10 protein-coding genes are annotated in these 16771 nt (G+C 56.6%); 7 read left to right on the top strand and 3 right to left on the bottom strand.

The features are described from left to right. Window positions 1-67: 67 nt before the first annotated feature. Window positions 68-4915, bottom strand: a complete 4848-nt coding sequence (locus tag ACXADJ_RS03835; protein ID WP_475063289.1) for an NAD-glutamate dehydrogenase — start codon at window positions 4913-4915, stop codon at window positions 68-70. A 229-nt stretch (window positions 4916-5144) separates the two neighbouring features. On the opposite strand from ACXADJ_RS03835, the gene ACXADJ_RS03830 reads away from it, so the two are divergent. From ACXADJ_RS03830 to ACXADJ_RS03800, 7 genes are read left to right on the top strand one after another with little or no spacing between them, the layout of a single operon-like run. After that, on the top strand, window positions 5145-6104 hold the full coding sequence (locus tag ACXADJ_RS03830; protein WP_475063287.1) for an AAA family ATPase: 960 nt from the start codon (window positions 5145-5147) through the stop codon (window positions 6102-6104). A 29-nt stretch (window positions 6105-6133) separates the two neighbouring features. After that, window positions 6134-7162 carry a DUF58 domain-containing protein gene (locus ACXADJ_RS03825; protein WP_475063285.1) on the top strand — a complete coding sequence of 343 codons (1029 nt, stop codon included), beginning with the start codon at window positions 6134-6136 and terminating at the stop codon, window positions 7160-7162. Then, window positions 7162-7704, top strand: a complete 543-nt coding sequence (locus ACXADJ_RS03820) for a DUF4381 domain-containing protein (protein ID WP_475063281.1) — start codon at window positions 7162-7164, stop codon at window positions 7702-7704. The genes ACXADJ_RS03825 and ACXADJ_RS03820 overlap by 1 nt, the downstream gene beginning before the upstream one ends. Beyond that, the gene (locus ACXADJ_RS03815) at window positions 7701-8762 is read left to right on the top strand and encodes a vWA domain-containing protein (RefSeq protein WP_475063279.1); all 1062 of its coding nucleotides are present in this window, start codon (window positions 7701-7703) and stop codon (window positions 8760-8762) included. Before ACXADJ_RS03820 ends, ACXADJ_RS03815 begins: the two co-directional genes overlap by 4 nt. After that, entirely contained in the window at window positions 8762-10870 is a 2109-nt protein-coding gene (locus ACXADJ_RS03810; protein WP_475063276.1) for a vWA domain-containing protein, read from the top strand. The genes ACXADJ_RS03815 and ACXADJ_RS03810 overlap by 1 nt, the downstream gene beginning before the upstream one ends. Then, window positions 10864-12642, top strand: coding sequence for a BatD family protein (locus ACXADJ_RS03805; RefSeq protein WP_475063273.1), 1779 nt, complete (start codon window positions 10864-10866; stop codon window positions 12640-12642). Before ACXADJ_RS03810 ends, ACXADJ_RS03805 begins: the two co-directional genes overlap by 7 nt. 11 nt (window positions 12643-12653) lie before the next feature. Continuing rightward, on the top strand, window positions 12654-12983 hold the full coding sequence (locus ACXADJ_RS03800; RefSeq protein WP_028294358.1) for a YnfA family protein: 330 nt from the start codon (window positions 12654-12656) through the stop codon (window positions 12981-12983). 4 nt (window positions 12984-12987) lie between these two features. Here the strand turns inward: ACXADJ_RS03800 and ligA are convergent, their stop codons facing one another. Then, window positions 12988-15039, bottom strand: a complete 2052-nt coding sequence (ligA, locus tag ACXADJ_RS03795; protein WP_475063268.1) for an NAD-dependent DNA ligase LigA — start codon at window positions 15037-15039, stop codon at window positions 12988-12990. Between the two features lie 104 nt (window positions 15040-15143). Next, window positions 15144-16733 carry a cell division protein ZipA gene (locus ACXADJ_RS03790; RefSeq protein WP_475063263.1) on the bottom strand — a complete coding sequence of 530 codons (1590 nt, stop codon included), beginning with the start codon at window positions 16731-16733 and terminating at the stop codon, window positions 15144-15146. Window positions 16734-16771: the final 38 nt, after the last annotated feature.

Genomic DNA, 16771 nt, shown 5'->3' with positions numbered 1-16771 from the left:
AAAAACAAAAGCCGGTACTGCTCTCGCAGCACCGGCTTCAGGTTTACCACGTCAGACTGTTTTAGCCTTACGCGTCATCCTCTTTGGAAGCATCAGCCACAACCACGGCGGCTTTACTGGCTTGCGCCAGGTCCAGCAGTTCGCGCAGAGCAACAGCCACCATGGCGAACTCGACATTGTCTGCCGATTTCAACTCACCCAGCATCGAGGTCCAACGCTCGACCATGTGCTGCTGGTCAGTTTGCCAGCGGGCAACCGATTCAGCGGTATCTTCACCTTCGGTTTGCTGACCCAATACGCTGATGGTCAGTGCTCGCTGCTGCCAGTCGAGGTCGTCACGCAGGCTCTCACGAGCCAGTGCTTCCCAGTGGCTGTTGGTCGGCAGGGTGTTGATCTGTTGTCCCATCCAGCTCAGTGACAGCTGCTCTCCCACTTCGAAGTAGGCCGCAGACACTTCCGATACCGGACGGCCGGTTTCAGTTGCCGCTTCAATAATGCCCAGCGTCGAGTACAGGTTCACAGCACCGGCGGTGTAAGCCGCCAGTTGCTCCGGTACGCCTTGATCCAGACGAGCCTGATACGCCGATTGCCAACGCTCCAGCGCAGAACCACGCAGGGCGTCGCCCAGGTTACCTGCAATCGCGGCAACCGCCGGACGGAAGCTGGCAACTTCAGCTTCAATGTCGATAGAGTAACGACGATTACGCAGGAACCAGCGTGTAGCACGACGCACCAGACGCATCAGTTCCGACATCATGTCTTCCTGCAGCTCGGTCGGAATCTGGTAATCCAGCTCCGTCAGACTCTGCCACAGGCTATCCAGCTGGAAGATGTCGCGAGCGGCGACGTAACAGCGGGCAATGTCGGCCACGGTGGCACCGGTGGACTTATGCAACCGGTGCATAAAGGTGATGCCCATGTAGTTGACCATGTCGTTGGCCAACTGGGTGGCAATGATTTCACGACGCAGGCGGTGGCCGCGCAGCTGCTCACCAAAGCGTTCGTCCAGCGCCTGTGGGAATGCTGTGGTAATGATTTCAGACACATAGCTGTCATTATAGATTTCGGCGGTGTTCAGCTGCTCTTTCAGGTCAGCCTTGGCGTAGGAAATCAGCACCGACAGTTCTGGTCGGGTCAGGCCCTTGCCATTGGCGCGACGCTCGGCCAGCAGCTCATCATCCGGCAGGAATTCCAGCGCCCGGTTGAGTTTGCCCTGGCCTTCGTAGGCCTTCATCAGGCGGGTGTACTCTTCCAGACGGCTGAGGCAGTCCTTGTAGGCCAGCGCGATGGCCTGGGTCTGGCGGTAGTTGTTCTTCAGCACCAGTGACGACACGTCGTCGGTCAGGTCCATAAAGATCTTGTTACGCTGCTTACGAGTGAGGTCGCCGTTGTCCATCACTTCGTTCAGCATGACCTTGACGTTCACCTCGTGGTCGGAGCAGTCCACACCACCGGCGTTATCAATAAAGTCGGTGTAGCTGGCGCCACCGTTAAGGCCAAATTCAATCCGGCCCAGCTGGGTCATACCAAGGTTACCGCCCTCGCCCACCACTTTGGCGCGCAAGTCTTTGCCGTTCACCCGCAGACCGTCGTTGGCCTTGTCGCCCACTTGCGAATTACGTTCGCTGGAGGATTTGACGTAAGTACCGATACCGCCATTCCAGATCAGGTCGACCGGCGCTTTCAGGATCGCGCTGATCAGATCGTTCGGCGGCAGACGATCGGCAGAAATACCGAACACCTGTTTCATTTCAATGGAAATCGGAATGCTCTTGGCGGAACGATCGAAGATGCCGCCACCTTTGGAGATCAATTCCTTGTTGTAATCGGCCCAGCTGGAACGTGGCAGGTCGAACAAGCGTTTGCGTTCTTCCCAGCTAGAAGCAGATACCGGCTTGGGATCAACAAAGATGTGCATGTGGTTAAACGCTGCGACCAGGCAAATATGCTTAGACAGCAACATGCCATTACCGAATACGTCACCCGCCATGTCGCCAATACCCACAACGCTGAAATCTTTTTCCTGCACGTTGTGGCCTCGCTCACGGAAGTGGCGCTGTACCGATACCCAGGCACCCTTGGCGGTAATGCCCATTTTCTTGTGGTCATAACCAATAGAACCACCGGAGGCGAAGGCATCTCCGAGCCAGAAGCCACGGGATACGGCGATTTCGTTGGCGATATCAGAGAAGGTTGCGGTGCCTTTATCTGCCGCGACCACCAGATACGGGTCGTCGCCATCGTGACGCACCACGCGCTCTGGCGGGTACGGCTGGCCTTCTACCAGATTATCGGTAACGTCCAGCAGCGAGCTGATGAAGGTTTTGTAGCAGGCAATGCCTTCAGCAATAAAGGCATCACGGCCACCGTCTTTCGGCAACTGTTTGGCCACAAAACCGCCTTTGGCGCCGACCGGCACGATCACCGCGTTTTTCACCTGCTGGGCTTTTACCAGACCCAGCACTTCGGTACGGAAGTCATCCAGTCGGTCAGACCAACGCAAACCACCACGAGCAACCTTGCCACCACGCAGGTGCACACCTTCAACCCGTGGGGAGTACACGAAGATTTCAAACATCGGACGTGGCAGCGGCATGTCGCTGATCAAGGCCGGGTTAATCTTCAGCGAGATATACGACTTCACTTCGTCATTTTCGTCCAGCTGGAAGAAGTTGGTCCGCAAGGTCGCTTTGATCAGTTCAATATAACGACGAATGGTACGGTCTTCGTTCAGCTGACTGACGTCATCGAGGCTGTCGATGATGTTCTGTTCCAGTTCTGCACAGGCCGCTTCACGCTGCTCGCTATCGCCAACATCCAGCCCAAAGCGGGTGTTGAACAACTGCACCAGCGAGGAGCTGATAGGAATGTAGCGGCACAGGGTATCGGCAATGTAGTTTTCCGAAATACCAAAGCGAATCTGCTTCATGTAACGGGCGTAAGCACGCAGCAGGGAAATCTCTTTCCAGCCCAGCTGGCCACCCAGTACCAGACGGTTAAAGCCGTCGTTCTCGGCCTGACCATTCCAGATGGCGCGGAAGGCATCCTGGAACAGCGCTTTCACTTCAGAAATGCTGATGCTGTCAGACAGGGTGTATTGCAGCAGGAAGTTGTGAATCCACACCACTTCACCGGTTTCGGTGATGATTTCGTACGGGTGTTCGCCCAGCACGCGCAGGCCGAGGTTTTCCAGTACCGGAATCACATCCGACAGCGGCAGGATGGAACCACGATGGAACAGCTTGAAGCGCAGGTGGTTATTGTCTTCTTCCAGCTCGCGGTAGAACACCATGCCGAGGTCGTCCGGCTTGCCTTGCAGCAGGTTTTCCATGTGCTGGATGTCGGCTACGGCAGTACGGGCACCAAAGCTTTCACGGTAACCAGCCGGGAACGCCGAACGGTAGTTATGGAACTGGCGGTTACCGGTTTCTTCGCCCACCTGTTCGATCAAGGCGTCGTGCAGGTCATCCGACCAGGAACGCACCACGCTCTGAATCTTGCGAGCCACCAGCGCTTCGTCGAAGCTGTTATCGCGGTCGCTGTCCAGGCGCAGGGTGTACTGGGCGCGGGCCAGCACCGACTCCGAGAAGTAGGTGGTGAATTCCACATCCAGCGGTTCAAACTCCACTCGCAGCACGCTTTCGATGCGCTGGCGCAGTTCGGTGTTGTAGATATCACGAGGTACATACACCAGGCAGCTAACGAACTTGCTGTAAGTGTCGCGACGCAGGTAAACGCGGGTTTGACGGCGTTCCTGAATATTCAGAATGCTGATGGCGGTTTTGTGCAACTGCTCGACGTCAGACTGGAACAGCTCATCACGCGGATACACTTCCAGAATACGGTTCAGTTCCTTGCCGCTGTGGCTGACCGGATCGAAGTTGGCCAGCGCCCGTACCGCTTCGAGCTTCTTGCGCACAATCGGAATGTTGTTCGGGGTTTCGGTATAAACGATGGAGGTGTAGAGGCCCATAAAGCGCACACCACCAATCACTTCGCCCTTGTCGTTGTAGCGTTTTACCACCACGTAGTCCGGGTAGGCCGGACGATGAACCCGACTACGCACGCCGGATTTCATAAAGCTCACCGGGCTGTCGCCAGTAATAAAATCGTGAATGTCCGCCGACAGGTCTTGCAGCTTCAAACTGGAGCGCTCGGCCCGGTGGAAGCGGAATGTACCGAGGTCTTGCGATTCATCACGCACTACCCACTCTTCTTTGCCTTTCGTTTCGAAGTGGAATTCATCCGACGCCAGGAAGGTAAAGTGATTTTCGCTAAGCCAACGAATAAAGGCTTCGGCTTCCTTGCTTTGCTCGGCTTTGGACTGCTTCAGCTGGTTGGCCACTTCCGTTGCACGCTCAACGATCTTCGGGAAGTCCTCAACGCAGCAGGTCACTTCTTCCAGCACCGAGTGCAGGGCATCGGTCAGACGCTGCAACACGTCCTTGTCGGAATGGTGGTCAAACTCGATATAAAGGATGGCTTCCGGCGTTTTGCTTTTGCCAGGCTTGGCCCAGTCGATGTTACTCTTGAGGTTGTGGTCCTTGTCGCGGCTGGCATGCAGTACACAGTACTGAATCGCATGGAGCGACATCTGACGGGCGTTCAGCTGCATGCGCACCGAGTCGACCAGGAATGGGACATCGTCGCACACCACCTCGACCACCGAGTGCATACTCTGCCAACCGTGGTTTTCATGGTCCGGGTTGAACACCCGAATCTTGGCCTCGCCCGGCTGACGATTCTGGACAAAATGCCAGGTAGACAAGGTGGCACCGTAAAGATCGGCAACCGGTCGTGCCAGCAGTTCGTCAACCGCTGCATTGGCGTAGTAAAGATCGGCAAATTTGCCCAGCGCTTTGGCCTGGGCTTCGGTGTTACGTTCAGAGATGATGTCGTGCAAGGCGGTGAGCATGCTGGAGACCCCGTAAAGTCCACGTTTTTATAAATTTTAAGACTAGCAGTGAATACGAATATTTCAGTGACCTTATCCATGTTAGCGGGTTCACTTCAGGATATGCTCCTGATAACGACTTGAACTTAGTGGATATGCCCCAATCTCACTGGCCGTTCTGGCCGAAATCCATTGTTGCGGATTTGGCCCATTCAGAGAGACTGATCAGACCGCATTACAGGAAATCGACATGTCCCATCAACAAGGATTCCAACAGCTACGCAATGCCCTGCAAAGCCGCATTATTGGCCAGCCTCACCTGGTAGACCGTTTGATGGTGGCGCTGCTGAGCGATGGCCATTTGTTGGTAGAAGGCGCTCCCGGTCTGGCCAAGACCAAAGCCATCAACGCCCTTGCCGACAACGTTGAAGGCGACTTCAAACGCATCCAGTTCACCCCGGATTTGCTGCCCGGCGACATCACCGGCACTGAAATCTATCGCCCCGAACACCACAACTTTGAATTTCAGGCTGGCCCGATTTTTCATAATCTGATCCTCGCCGACGAGATCAACCGGGCACCCGCCAAGGTACAAAGCGCATTGCTGGAAGCCATGGCCGAACGTCAGATCACCGTCGCAGGTGTCACGCGCCAGCTGCCTGAGCTGTTTCTGGTGATGGCGACCCAGAACCCGATTGAGCAGGAAGGCACCTACCCGCTGCCCGAAGCCCAGCTCGACCGTTTTATGATGCACGTAAAAATCGACTACCCGGATGCCGACGCCGAGCTGGCTATTCTGCGTCTGGCCCGCGGCGAAGCCATGAAACAGCCGCCCGTCGAGGTGCCCAAGCTGACCCAGCAAGACATTTTCGCCGCTCGCAAAGAGGTGCTGGAACTGCACATGAGCGAAGCCGTCGAGCAATACATCGTGCAGCTGACCATGACCACCCGCCGCCCCGAGCAATACCACCAGGCACTGGCACACCAGATTGAATTTGGTGCCAGCCCGCGCGGTACCATCGCACTGGAACGCTGTGCCCGCGCCCACGCCTGGCTGATTGGCCGTGACTACGTCAGCCCAAGCGATGTGCAAGCCGTTATTCACGACGTGCTGCGCCACCGCATCCTGCTGAGCTTCGAAGCCGAGGCCAGCGGCCGCAGTGTCGATCAGGTGATCGACGACATCATTCAACTGGTTCCTATCATCTGATCCTTTGACTCGCGGAGAACAACACAGCCATGAACGGAACTGGCGAATTTTCCGGCTTTGAGCTGTTTCATCACGGCCCGCAGGCAGACACCAGCAAGCTCACCGCACTGAGCCAGCTGGCCACGCGCCTGCCGCTGCGCAAACAAAAGAAGGTCCTCAGCGCCATGTCGGGTGGCCACGCGTCGGCCATTCGCGGCCGTGGCCTAGACTACGCTGAAAACCGCCTTTATCAGGCCGGTGACGACATACGGGCAATGGACTGGCGGGTCACCGCTCGCACTGGTGAAGCCCATATCAAGGTGTATCAGGAAGAGCGCGAACGGCCGGTACTGTTGGTAGGCGATTTCCGCGCCAGCATGAATTTTGGCAGTCGCCGTACTCTCAAGCAGCTCGTTTGCGCCGAACTGCTGAGCTTGCTGGGATGGGCTGCCGTACGCGAAGGCGATCGACTGGGGGCACTGCTGTTCAGCGAGACCGACGAACTGGATATCCGTCCGCGCACCGGCAACCGCCAGGTACTGCAACTGATTCGTTCAATCACCGACTTCTGTGACCATGACACACCCCGGGCCAGCCAATCCGACGAACAACAACGCTTCTACCAGCTCATGCTGAACCTGCGCCGCATTGCCCGTCCGGGTACCGCGATTTACATCGTCAGCGACTGGCGAGGTATGAGCAGCGACGCCGAAGCGCAACTATTCCAGCTGCGACGCCATTGCGACATCACCGCCATTCAGGTCCATGATCCACTGGAAGCCGAACTGCCCGACATGGGGTTAATGACACTGACCGACGGCCACCAGCGCAGCAATATTCACACTCACCGCCAACAGCGGCAGCAACACCAGCAAGCCTTCGCCGAGCATCAGCAAGCGTTACACAACCACATGATGCGGCTGTCGACACCGCTGATTTCCGTGTGCACCACCGACCACCCGCTAACGCGTCTGCGTGAGGGCATGGGCTTCAGCCAAAACGTCAGCCAGCCTATCGACAGCTCGGCTGGACGTTCACCAGGCTGTTCGGATGGCAGCTGGAAAGGAGGCCACAACTGATGGCCAACACCACACAACAACTGCCGCTGGCAGACATTCACCTGCCCGAGCCGATTGGCTTCTGGCCATTGGCGCCGGGCTGGTGGATTGTGATTGTTCTGCTGCTGGTGGTTATTGCCACCGCAGCGGCCTGGAGCTATCGCCACTTATGGGTGCCAGCACGGCAACGCAAACTGCGCCGCCAACAAGCGCAAGCATGGGTCGATCGTTTACAGATCCAGATGGGCAACCTCAACCTGGAAGACGCCAGCCAGCGCCAGCAGTATCTGATTGAACTGCAAACCTGCCTGAAACTGTGGATGAAAACCCACGCTCCCCACAACCTGAACCTGATTGGCAAGCCCTGGCTGACGGCGCTGGACCAGTACTGCGTCAACGCCTTCAATAAGGACAGCCTCGAACTGCTGATGAAAGGCCACTACCAGAACCCCGAGTCCATTGCTTTACCGGCTTTGCAAACCTTGCACGAGCAAAGCTGCCGCTGGCTGTTGAATGCTGATCCCACAGCCAAACCCCAAACAACAGTGGAGGCCAGCGCATGAACACCTTGCTGGCCTTTATGGAATCCCTGCAATGGCATTGGCCATGGGCATTTGTGCTGCTGCCACTGCCACTGCTGGCCCGCGCCTTTTTAACCCCACGCCAACCGCAGCAATCCGCCCTGCGCGTTAGTCGTCTGCAACAGTGGTCGACGGAACAACAAAGCACTGGGCCTGGCCGTGAGAGCAATTTGAAACGCCTGTTAGCCCTGCTGGCCTGGTGCTGTCTGGTGACCGCCGTTGCACGGCCATTTCAAATGGGCGAAGCCGTACCGCTGCCCCAAAGTGGCCGCGACCTGATGCTGGCCGTCGACATATCCGGCAGTATGCAAGTAGAAGATATGCAGGTCAGCGGCAGCTGGACCCAGCGTTTGAATGCAGTGAAATACGTGGTCAACGACTTCATCGACCAGCGTCAGGGCGACCGACTGGGGCTGATTCTGTTCGGCTCCAACGCCTACGTTCAGTCACCACTTACCTTCGACCGGGAAACCGTACGCAAATACCTGTTGGAAGCCCAGATTGGCCTCGCCGGAGAGCAAACCGCCATCGGTGATGCCATCGGCCTTGGCGTCAAGCGGCTGCTGTCGCAGCCGTCCGACAGCCGCGTGATTGTGCTATTAACCGACGGTGCCAATACCGCTGGCGAAGTCGACCCGATCAAAGCCGCCGGACTGGCAGCAGACAATCAGGTACGCATTTACACCATCGCCCTAGGAGCCGATTCCATGGTGGTGCCTTCGATATTTGGCAGTCGCCGTGTCAACCCGTCACGGGATCTGGATGAAACCACCCTGACCGAAATCGCCAGAGTCACCGGTGGGGAGTTCTATCGCGCCCGCAACTTTGAAGAATTGCAGAAAATCTACGACGTGATCGACCAGCTGGAACCCACCGAAAAAGACCCCGAACAATTTCGTCCCCAGCACAGCCTGTTCCAGTGGCCGCTGGGGGTGGCACTGACGATCGCCATGCTGCTATGGCTCGCTCAGGCTGCAGTTCCAGCGTTCCAACGGTTGAGCCACAAATCGGAAACTGACCCTGTAAAAGGAGGCCAATAATGGAAAGCACGCTGTTGGAATCCTTCCACTTTATTCGCCCTTTGTGGTTATTGATGCTGATACCCCTGGTTTCCCTGTTGTTGCTGGGCCAGCAACGCCGCAAACAGCAACGACAGTGGCATCAGGTGATCGACCCACAACTGATCGATCACATGGTCGAACAGGCGCCGTCCGGCCAGCACATGCCGCAGCTGCGCTGGCTGGCCATTGGCGGCCTGCTGGCGATTTTTGCCGCCGCAGGCCCCAGCTGGCAGAAGCTGCCACAGCCGGTCTACAAGAATGACGACTCGTTGGTGGTGCTGCTGGATATGTCGTACTCAATGGCCGCAGAAGACGTTAAACCGTCCCGTGCCGAACGGGCGATTCAGAAAGTCCACGACATTCTCAACACCCGCCGCGATGGTCTGACAGCACTGGTCACCTACGCCGGTGACGCCCACACCGTGACGCCGTTGACCGACGACAACGCAACCATCGCCAACCTGCTGCCAGCACTGTCGCCGTTCATTATGCCAAAAGCCGGCAGTCGACCAGACCTGGCCATCCAACTGGCCCAGCATCTGGTTCGGGACGCCGGGCAGAAAGGAGCGCAGCTGCTGCTGATTACTGACGGCATTCAGGACCGTGACATTGGCCGTATTGAAAGCGCCCTCGACACCCCGGATTTCCAGCTGGGCATCATTACGCTGGGTAGTAAGGAAGGGGCACCCATTCCGTTACCCAAGGGCGGCTTTTTGCAGGATGGCAACGGCGCCATGGTACTGCCCAGCCTGAACACCGCGCCGTTCAGCCAATTACAGCAACAAACCGGCATTCAATGGCAGCCCATCAGCCTGCTGGATAACGACTGGCAATCGCTGATTCGCCAACAACCCGTAAACGCCGAAGCCGCAGACAGTGATGGCATCCAGCGTCAGTACGACAGCTGGATAGATGAAGGCTACTGGCTGCTTCTGCCTCTGCTGCCTCTGGCCCTGCTGGTGTTTCGCAAAGGTACCTTCGCCGTTTGCGTGATGGCTGCGGTATTGCTCAGCAGTGCCATCCCTGCCCAACCGGCTTATGCCGAAGAAGCTGGGCAAGTCGCAACAGCGCCTGCAGAGTCCAGCGTCTGGGATAACCTGTGGTCCACCCCCGATCAGCAAGGCTCACAATTGATGGCGACCGATCCGGCTGCCGCCGCCCAACGCTTCGAAGATTCGTCATGGGCAGGCAGTGCCGCCTACAAAGCCGGCGACTATCAGGCCGCAGCCGATGCGTTTGCCAAGGCTTTGGAGCAAAACCCGACAGCCGAAGGCTATTACAACCAGGCCAATGCCCTTGCCCAGCAGGGCAAGCTGCAACAGGCTCTGGACGCCTACGACCAGGCGCTGGCGCAAAGCCCGCACATGGAAGATGCCATCGGTAATCGCAAGATTGTTGAACAGGCGCTCAAGCAGCAACAGCAACAGCAAAATCAAAACCAGTCTCAAGACTCCTCCGACAACTCGTCACAGGATTCTTCCCAAGGTGATGAGCAGAATCAGCAAGATCAAGGTCAGCAACAGAACAGCCAGGGTCAACAAGGTTCTAACCAAGACGGCTCGAATCAAGAAGGCTCTAACCAAAAAGATCAGGGCCAGCAGCAAAGTCAAAGTGGCCAACAGGGTCAACAACAGGGCCAGCCTTCGGATCAGGCAAATGATCAGCAAGGCCAATCTGGTAACAGCGACACATCCGAACAACAAAATGACAAGGACTTCCAGCAGCGCCTGCAACAGCAGCAAAACCAGCAACGTCCATCGGATGCCGAAGCAGGACAGCAGCAGTCCACCGAGCAGCGCCAAGAGCAACAAGAAGGACAAGATCAGGGACAGCAAGATCAGGCACAGACTGCTCAGACGGCGGAACCTGGCGAACAAGGTGATGACCAGACGCCTCAAAACGTACAGCCGTTAGGTGATATTCCGGCCGACAGTTTGAAAAACCTGTCCCCCGAACAACAAGCCAACCTGCGCCAATGGCTGAACCGGGTGCCCGACCAACCAGGTAAATTGCTACAGCGTAAATTCCTGTACCAGTATTCACAGCAGCAACAACAAGAGAACGATCCAGAGGAAGTACTATGGTGATTCGTCGCTGGCTCAAGGGCGAGCCATGTATGCCCAAGATGTGGCTGATGATCATTTTGCTGGCCATCCTGACCAGCCACAACGCACTGGCCGACAGCCTTACCGCCAAGGTAGACCGTAATATGGTGGGCGAACAGGAAACCATCCAGTTTACGCTCACCCACGACCCGCAAATCAGCACCGGTACGCCGGACTTCTCTGGTTTACGCAAGGACTTCGATATTGTTCAAGGCCCCAGCCGCATGAGCAACTCGCGCTGGATCAACGGCCGCAGCAGTTCCAGCACCGAATGGAATCTGATGCTACTGCCCAAACGCACCGGCAATTTGACCATTCCGGCACTGACCATCAATGGCCAAACCAGCCAACCGCTGGCCATCAAGGTCAAGCCCATGTCCGACGCCGTGCGCGAGCAAGCCAGTCGCAACGCCTTTTTTGATATACAGGTGCAGCCGCAACCGGCTTACTACGTTCAGGGCCAGATTCTCTATACCGAAAAGCTCTACTTCAAGGTCAATCACCGCGATGCGTCGCTGTCCGATCTGGCGGTCGAAGATGCCCGTGTGGAGCAAATGGGAGATGCCAAACAGTACACCAGCGTCATCGATGGCGACCGGGTTGGCGTTTATGAGCGCACCTACACCATCCAGCCGGAGAAAGCCGGTGAACTGGTGATTCCGGGGCAACGTTTTCAAGCCACCGCCATTGTTCAGGACCCGTCCTACCCTTACACCAGCCGCCGCCAGATGATCAGTGCCAACACCAAGCCCATTACACTGAACATCCTGCCGATTCCGGCCCAGTACCCCGCTGCGCCCTGGCTACCTGCGGAGCAATTGACGCTGAAGGAACACTTCAGCGCCGATCCGGCGGATTGGAAAGTAGGCGACCCGATTACCCGAACCCTGATTGTTGATACCAAAGGCATGTCGGCCAGCCAAATTGTACTGCCGGATTTACCGCAACCCGCAGGCCTGAAGCAGTACCCGGATCAACCGGAACATCAGGATATCCCCAGCTCCACTGGCGTGTCCGGCCAGTTCCAGCAATCCATCGCCATGGTGCCAACCCGCGAAGGCAAACTGGTGCTGCCAGAAATCCGCATCCCGTGGTGGAACACCCGTAAGAACCAGCTGGAGTACGCCACACTGCCAGAAAAAACGCTGACCATCAGCGCCAATCCGGTACATCAGGCGATCCCACTGCCAGCAGGGCCCAAACAACATTCACAAGCCGCCGTTCCAGCAAACCAAAGCGATTTACAGCAAACAGATGGGCTGCAATTGGATGCCCACCAGCAAACCGAGTGGCTGGGCTTACCAATGAGCTGGTGGGCCATTGCCGGCTGGGCACTGGCCATACTGGGCTGGCTGGCGGTTATTTTGATGACCCTGAAGCAATCTGCAAAGCGCCGCCATGCAGCGCCGAGCAACGACGAAACACCCACCAACAACCAGTGGCAAGCACTGCAAGCCGCCTGCAAAACCACCGATACACTGGCTATTCGAAATGCATTGCAGCAGTGGGTAATGGCCGAACAGCCTTTGGGCGCCCGCAACACGGAAGCCCTGACTCAACAGAGTGAAACGCTGAAAGGATTGCTGCAACAACTGGACGCCAGCCTTTTTTCCGACCGCGCCGAACTGATGCGGTTTGATGGCAAAACGCTTTTGAATGAGCTGAAAGCACTAAGAAAATCAGCGACGGCCACTAGCCGTACGCGGACGGCGCATCAGACCATAAACCCTGACCAGCCGCTGTATCCGAATTAAGGAATCGATTAATGCCAGAGCTCAAGACCATTGGCCTGTTTGTGCTGACTGCATTGGCCGAGATCATCGGCTGCTATTTGCCATATTTGTGGCTACGCGAAGGTAAATCCGTTTGGCTATTACTGCCTGCGGCGTTGAGCCTGGCAGCCTTTGCCTGGTTGTTGACGCTGCATCCAACGGCAGCGGGACGCGTGTATGCCGCTTACGGCGGCGTCTACATTTTTGTGGCAATTCTGTGGCTTTGGCTGGTCGATGGGATTCGACCATCGCAGTGGGATATCGTCGGGACGCTGATAGCCATGCTGGGCATGGCCATCATTATGTTTGCGCCCCGGAGCTAGCAGGTCAGCCAACCACGATGCCGTGCTCAGCCAACAAGGCCACCAGCGCGGCTTCATCCTTGACCGGCACTTCCAATTGGTTGGCTTTAGCCAGCTTGGAACCGGCTTTCTCGCCCGCCACCAGAAAGTCGGTTTTGGCCGATACACTGCCCGTCACCTTTGCACCTAACGCCTGCAAGTGCGCCTTGGCCTCATCACGGGTCAGCACCGACAGCGTGCCAGTAATCACCACCACCTGACCGTCCAGCGGCAATTCACCTTCGGCCGCTGCAACCGGTTCTGCTTCATCCCAATGAACACCGGCTTTCTGCAACTGTTCGATGACGGTGCGATTGTGTTCTTCCGCAAAGAAGTTCATCACGTGCTCGGCAACAACGTTACCTACGTCCTGCACTGCAATCAGCTGATCCAGCGTGGCATCCATAATGGACTGCAGGAAACCAAAGTGCGCTGCCAGGTTTTGCGCCGTCACCACGCCCACTTCACGAATGCCCAAACCGTACAGGAAACGCGCCAACGTGGTGGATTTGGCTTTCTCCAAAGCGGCCAGCACGTTCTGAGCAGATTTAGGACCCATGCGTTCCAGACCGGCAATATCATCCAGGGTCAGATGGAAAAGATCGTCGACGGAGTCGATCAAGCCGGCATCCACCAGCTGGTCGACCAGTTTGTCGCCCAAACCTTCCACGTCCAGCGCCTTGCGGGAAGCAAAGTGTTTGATGGCCTCTTTGCGCTGGGCAGCACACACCAAACCGCCGGTACAGCGGGACACGGCTTCACCTTCGACTTTCTCAACGTGAGAATCGCACACTGGGCAGCGTGAAGGCATGTAGATCTTCTTGGTATTGCCAGTCCCTTTTGATCTAACCACAGACACAATCTGGGGAATCACATCACCTGCTCGCCTTACAACGACCGTATCGAATATACGAACATCAAGCCGAACTATTTCATCCATATTATGTAATGTGGCATTACTGACGGTCACTCCTGCAACCTGAACCGGCTCCAGACGAGCAACCGGTGTCAGGACACCCGTTCGGCCGACCTGAAAATCCACCGCTAACAAGCGGGTCATTTGCTCCACTGCCGGGAATTTGAAGGCAATGGCCCAGCGCGGTGCACGAGCAACAAAGCCCAGCTGCTGCTGCAATGCCAGGTTGTTCACCTTGAACACGGTACCGTCGATTTCGTAATCCAACCCCATGCGTTTTTCAGCTAACGCCTGATAGCACTCCAGCGCCTGCTCAACGCCCAGAGCCACACGGGTTTCCGGGTTAATCTTGATGCCCCACAGGCGAATCTGGTCCAGCACCGCCCGGTGAGTTTCCGGAAAGCTGTACTCATCAGATACCACGCCCACGCTGTAGGCGCAGAACTCCAACGGACGCTTGGCGGTAACGCTGGAATCCAATTGGCGCAAGGAACCCGCAGCAGCGTTCCGCGGGTTGGCAAATACCTTTTCATCGGCTTCACGGGCCTTGCGGTTGTATTCCTCAAAGCCCGGCTTTGGCATATAGACTTCACCGCGGATTTCAACGCGCTGCGGGTAATCTCCGGCTGTACCCTTAAGCTTCAGTGGTACGTTCTGGATAGTACGCACATTGGTGGTGACGTCTTCACCGGTAGTGCCATCGCCGCGAGTCGCAGCACGAACCAGTTGGCCGTCTTCGTACAGCAAGCTCACTGCCAGGCCGTCGAGCTTGGGCTCGAACACCAATTCAATATCCGTGCTGGATTTCAGACGATCCTGAACCCGCTGATAAAACGCCCGAAATTCCTCAGCATTCATGGCGTTGTCGAGGGACAGCATTGGCAGTTCATGCTGTACCTCGTCAAACGCCGACAAAGGTGCAGAACCCACCCGCTGGGTTGGCGAGTCGTTGGTAATCAGCTGCGGATTGTCTGCTTCCAGCGTCTGCAACTCACGCATCAACTTGTCGTATTCAGCATCCGGGATCGCGGGTTCATCCAGTGCGTAATAGCGATAGTTGTGGTCGTTAATCTGCTCACGAAGGGCATTAATACGGTCGGAGGCGGTGCCTGGAGTAGCCATGTATCTGCTTTCTCAACATTCGTACCCGGCCCATTTGGCAGCCGGGTTAAAAACAAAAAGCCCAGCTGTTAGCTGGGCATGATTCCGTGCTGTGCTGACAAGGATCAGCGACGCTTGCCGGCAGCCATCTTTTTGGCCTTGAGGGCCTTGCGGCGTTCGTATTCCTGGATTTGCTGACGGTCGTGTTCAACCGTTTGTTTGGTGAACGTGCTGCGAGAGGAGTCGCGCAGTTCAGCATGCAGGTGATCGGCCAGCACACGGGCCATTTCAGACATGGCCTGATAAGCTTCTAACGGGCGTTCTGCACCCGGCAAGCTCATAAAGAAGGTCAACCCGGAAAAACGTTCGTCTTCCATGGTGGCCGGATTGAAAATACCCGGCTCGTAGGTTTGTGCGACCGAGAACTGAATCGGTCCTTTGCCATCCGCTTCTTCAAAACGGTGGAAAATACGTTCGTGGCCAAAGCGCAAGTCACAACCGTCGAACAGGTGCAGCAACGAGCGGCCAGAAAAGCCTTCCGGGTCTCGTGCTACGGCATTAATCACCAGTACCACTTCCGCCTGTGCCCGATCGGCCAATTGCTCCGCATCGTCGTTGGCGTAAATAACCAGCTCACTGCCCTGGTCTTCACCCTGCTCTTCCTGCATGTCGATTTCTTCTTGCAGGGTTGGCTTGTCGCCTTTGTGGTACTCGGATGGACCGGTCAAGGATTCTTCCAGCGTTTGTCGACGTGGCGATGTGTCAGTGTCGTCGCCATCTAACAGCTGTTCGCTTTCACTGCCATTGGAGTCATCAGAAGCAGCACTGACGTCTTTGCCTTCCAGCTTCGACAATTCCATGTCCAGTTCCTGACCGAGGGATTCCACCGACATCAACAACGGTACGTCTTCGTCCAGATCCACCGGGCGAGCCTTCGGAATGATGGAAGCCGTTTCCTGCAGGGGCACCAGCTCTTCCTCGATTTCGCGGGTGCGTGTGTTCAACCAGGATTGGATGTTTTCCTGCATCTGGTCGTTGTCGTTGTCATTATCACTGCCACTGTAATCAGAAGCGTCTACTCGGGATTCGCTCTGGGCCGCCGTGTTGTCAACGACCGGGGTATCCACAGTCTGCTCTGAAGCCGCCTCAGCTGGCACATCGAGTTGGTCACCTTGCGGTGTGCTCAGCTCAGTGGCTTGTGGCGTTTCCAGAACCGTTTCTGGTGCCGGTTGCTGTTCATGGCTGTGCTGTTTATTACTCTGGGCTGACTGGTCAGTGTCCACGGCGCTGCGAACTCGAACCGGTCCCAGATCATCGCCATCAAATCCAGCATCCAGATCCTTGAACACGGGTTCCTTTCGCTCGGCCGGCTTATGAACCGCTGCAGAGCTACCGGTAGCAGTACTCGCCGAGCCTGTATGGGCAGCGGCCACGCGACCGCGCATGGTCGGGATCTCCGGGCGTTTTTTCTCTTCTCGAGGCTTGCCGGCTGGTGATTTGCCATCAGGGCCAGCGGCCTCATCGTCATCACCAACCACACGAAAACCACCGGTTGGCAATTCCGGGTTGTCATCGCTTTCAGGGAAGTTGAAGTCGTTTTTAATATCGAGCTTGAGGGCTTCGGCACGGGCTTTGCGCATCCGGCGCAAACCGTCCAAAACAATAATAACCACCACAAGCAAGCCAAGAATGATGGTCAGGGTTTGCCAACTCATGTCCTTAAATTCCTCTTATCCACGTTTCCCTTGGCTGG

The organism is Oceanobacter sp. ABM4_470 (genome assembly GCF_056158645.1).
This window is presented reverse-complemented; position numbering and strand designations above follow the sequence as displayed.

Bases quoted from the DNA above. Each gene is read 5' to 3' on its own strand.
- ACXADJ_RS03835 (WP_475063289.1), bottom strand. From the start codon at position 4,915: ATGCTCACCGCCTTGCACGACATCATCTCTGAACGTAACACCGAAGCC.
- ACXADJ_RS03830 (WP_475063287.1), top strand. From the start codon at position 5,145: ATGTCCCATCAACAAGGATTCCAACAGCTACGCAATGCCCTGCAAAGC.
- ACXADJ_RS03825 (WP_475063285.1), top strand. From the start codon at position 6,134: ATGAACGGAACTGGCGAATTTTCCGGCTTTGAGCTGTTTCATCACGGC.
- ACXADJ_RS03820 (WP_475063281.1), top strand. From the start codon at position 7,162: ATGGCCAACACCACACAACAACTGCCGCTGGCAGACATTCACCTGCCC.
- ACXADJ_RS03815 (WP_475063279.1), top strand. From the start codon at position 7,701: ATGAACACCTTGCTGGCCTTTATGGAATCCCTGCAATGGCATTGGCCA.
- ACXADJ_RS03810 (WP_475063276.1), top strand. From the start codon at position 8,762: ATGGAAAGCACGCTGTTGGAATCCTTCCACTTTATTCGCCCTTTGTGG.
- ACXADJ_RS03805 (WP_475063273.1), top strand. From the start codon at position 10,864: ATGGTGATTCGTCGCTGGCTCAAGGGCGAGCCATGTATGCCCAAGATG.
- ACXADJ_RS03800 (WP_028294358.1), top strand. From the start codon at position 12,654: ATGCCAGAGCTCAAGACCATTGGCCTGTTTGTGCTGACTGCATTGGCC.
- ligA (WP_475063268.1), bottom strand. From the start codon at position 15,039: ATGGCTACTCCAGGCACCGCCTCCGACCGTATTAATGCCCTTCGTGAG.
- ACXADJ_RS03790 (WP_475063263.1), bottom strand. From the start codon at position 16,733: ATGAGTTGGCAAACCCTGACCATCATTCTTGGCTTGCTTGTGGTGGTT.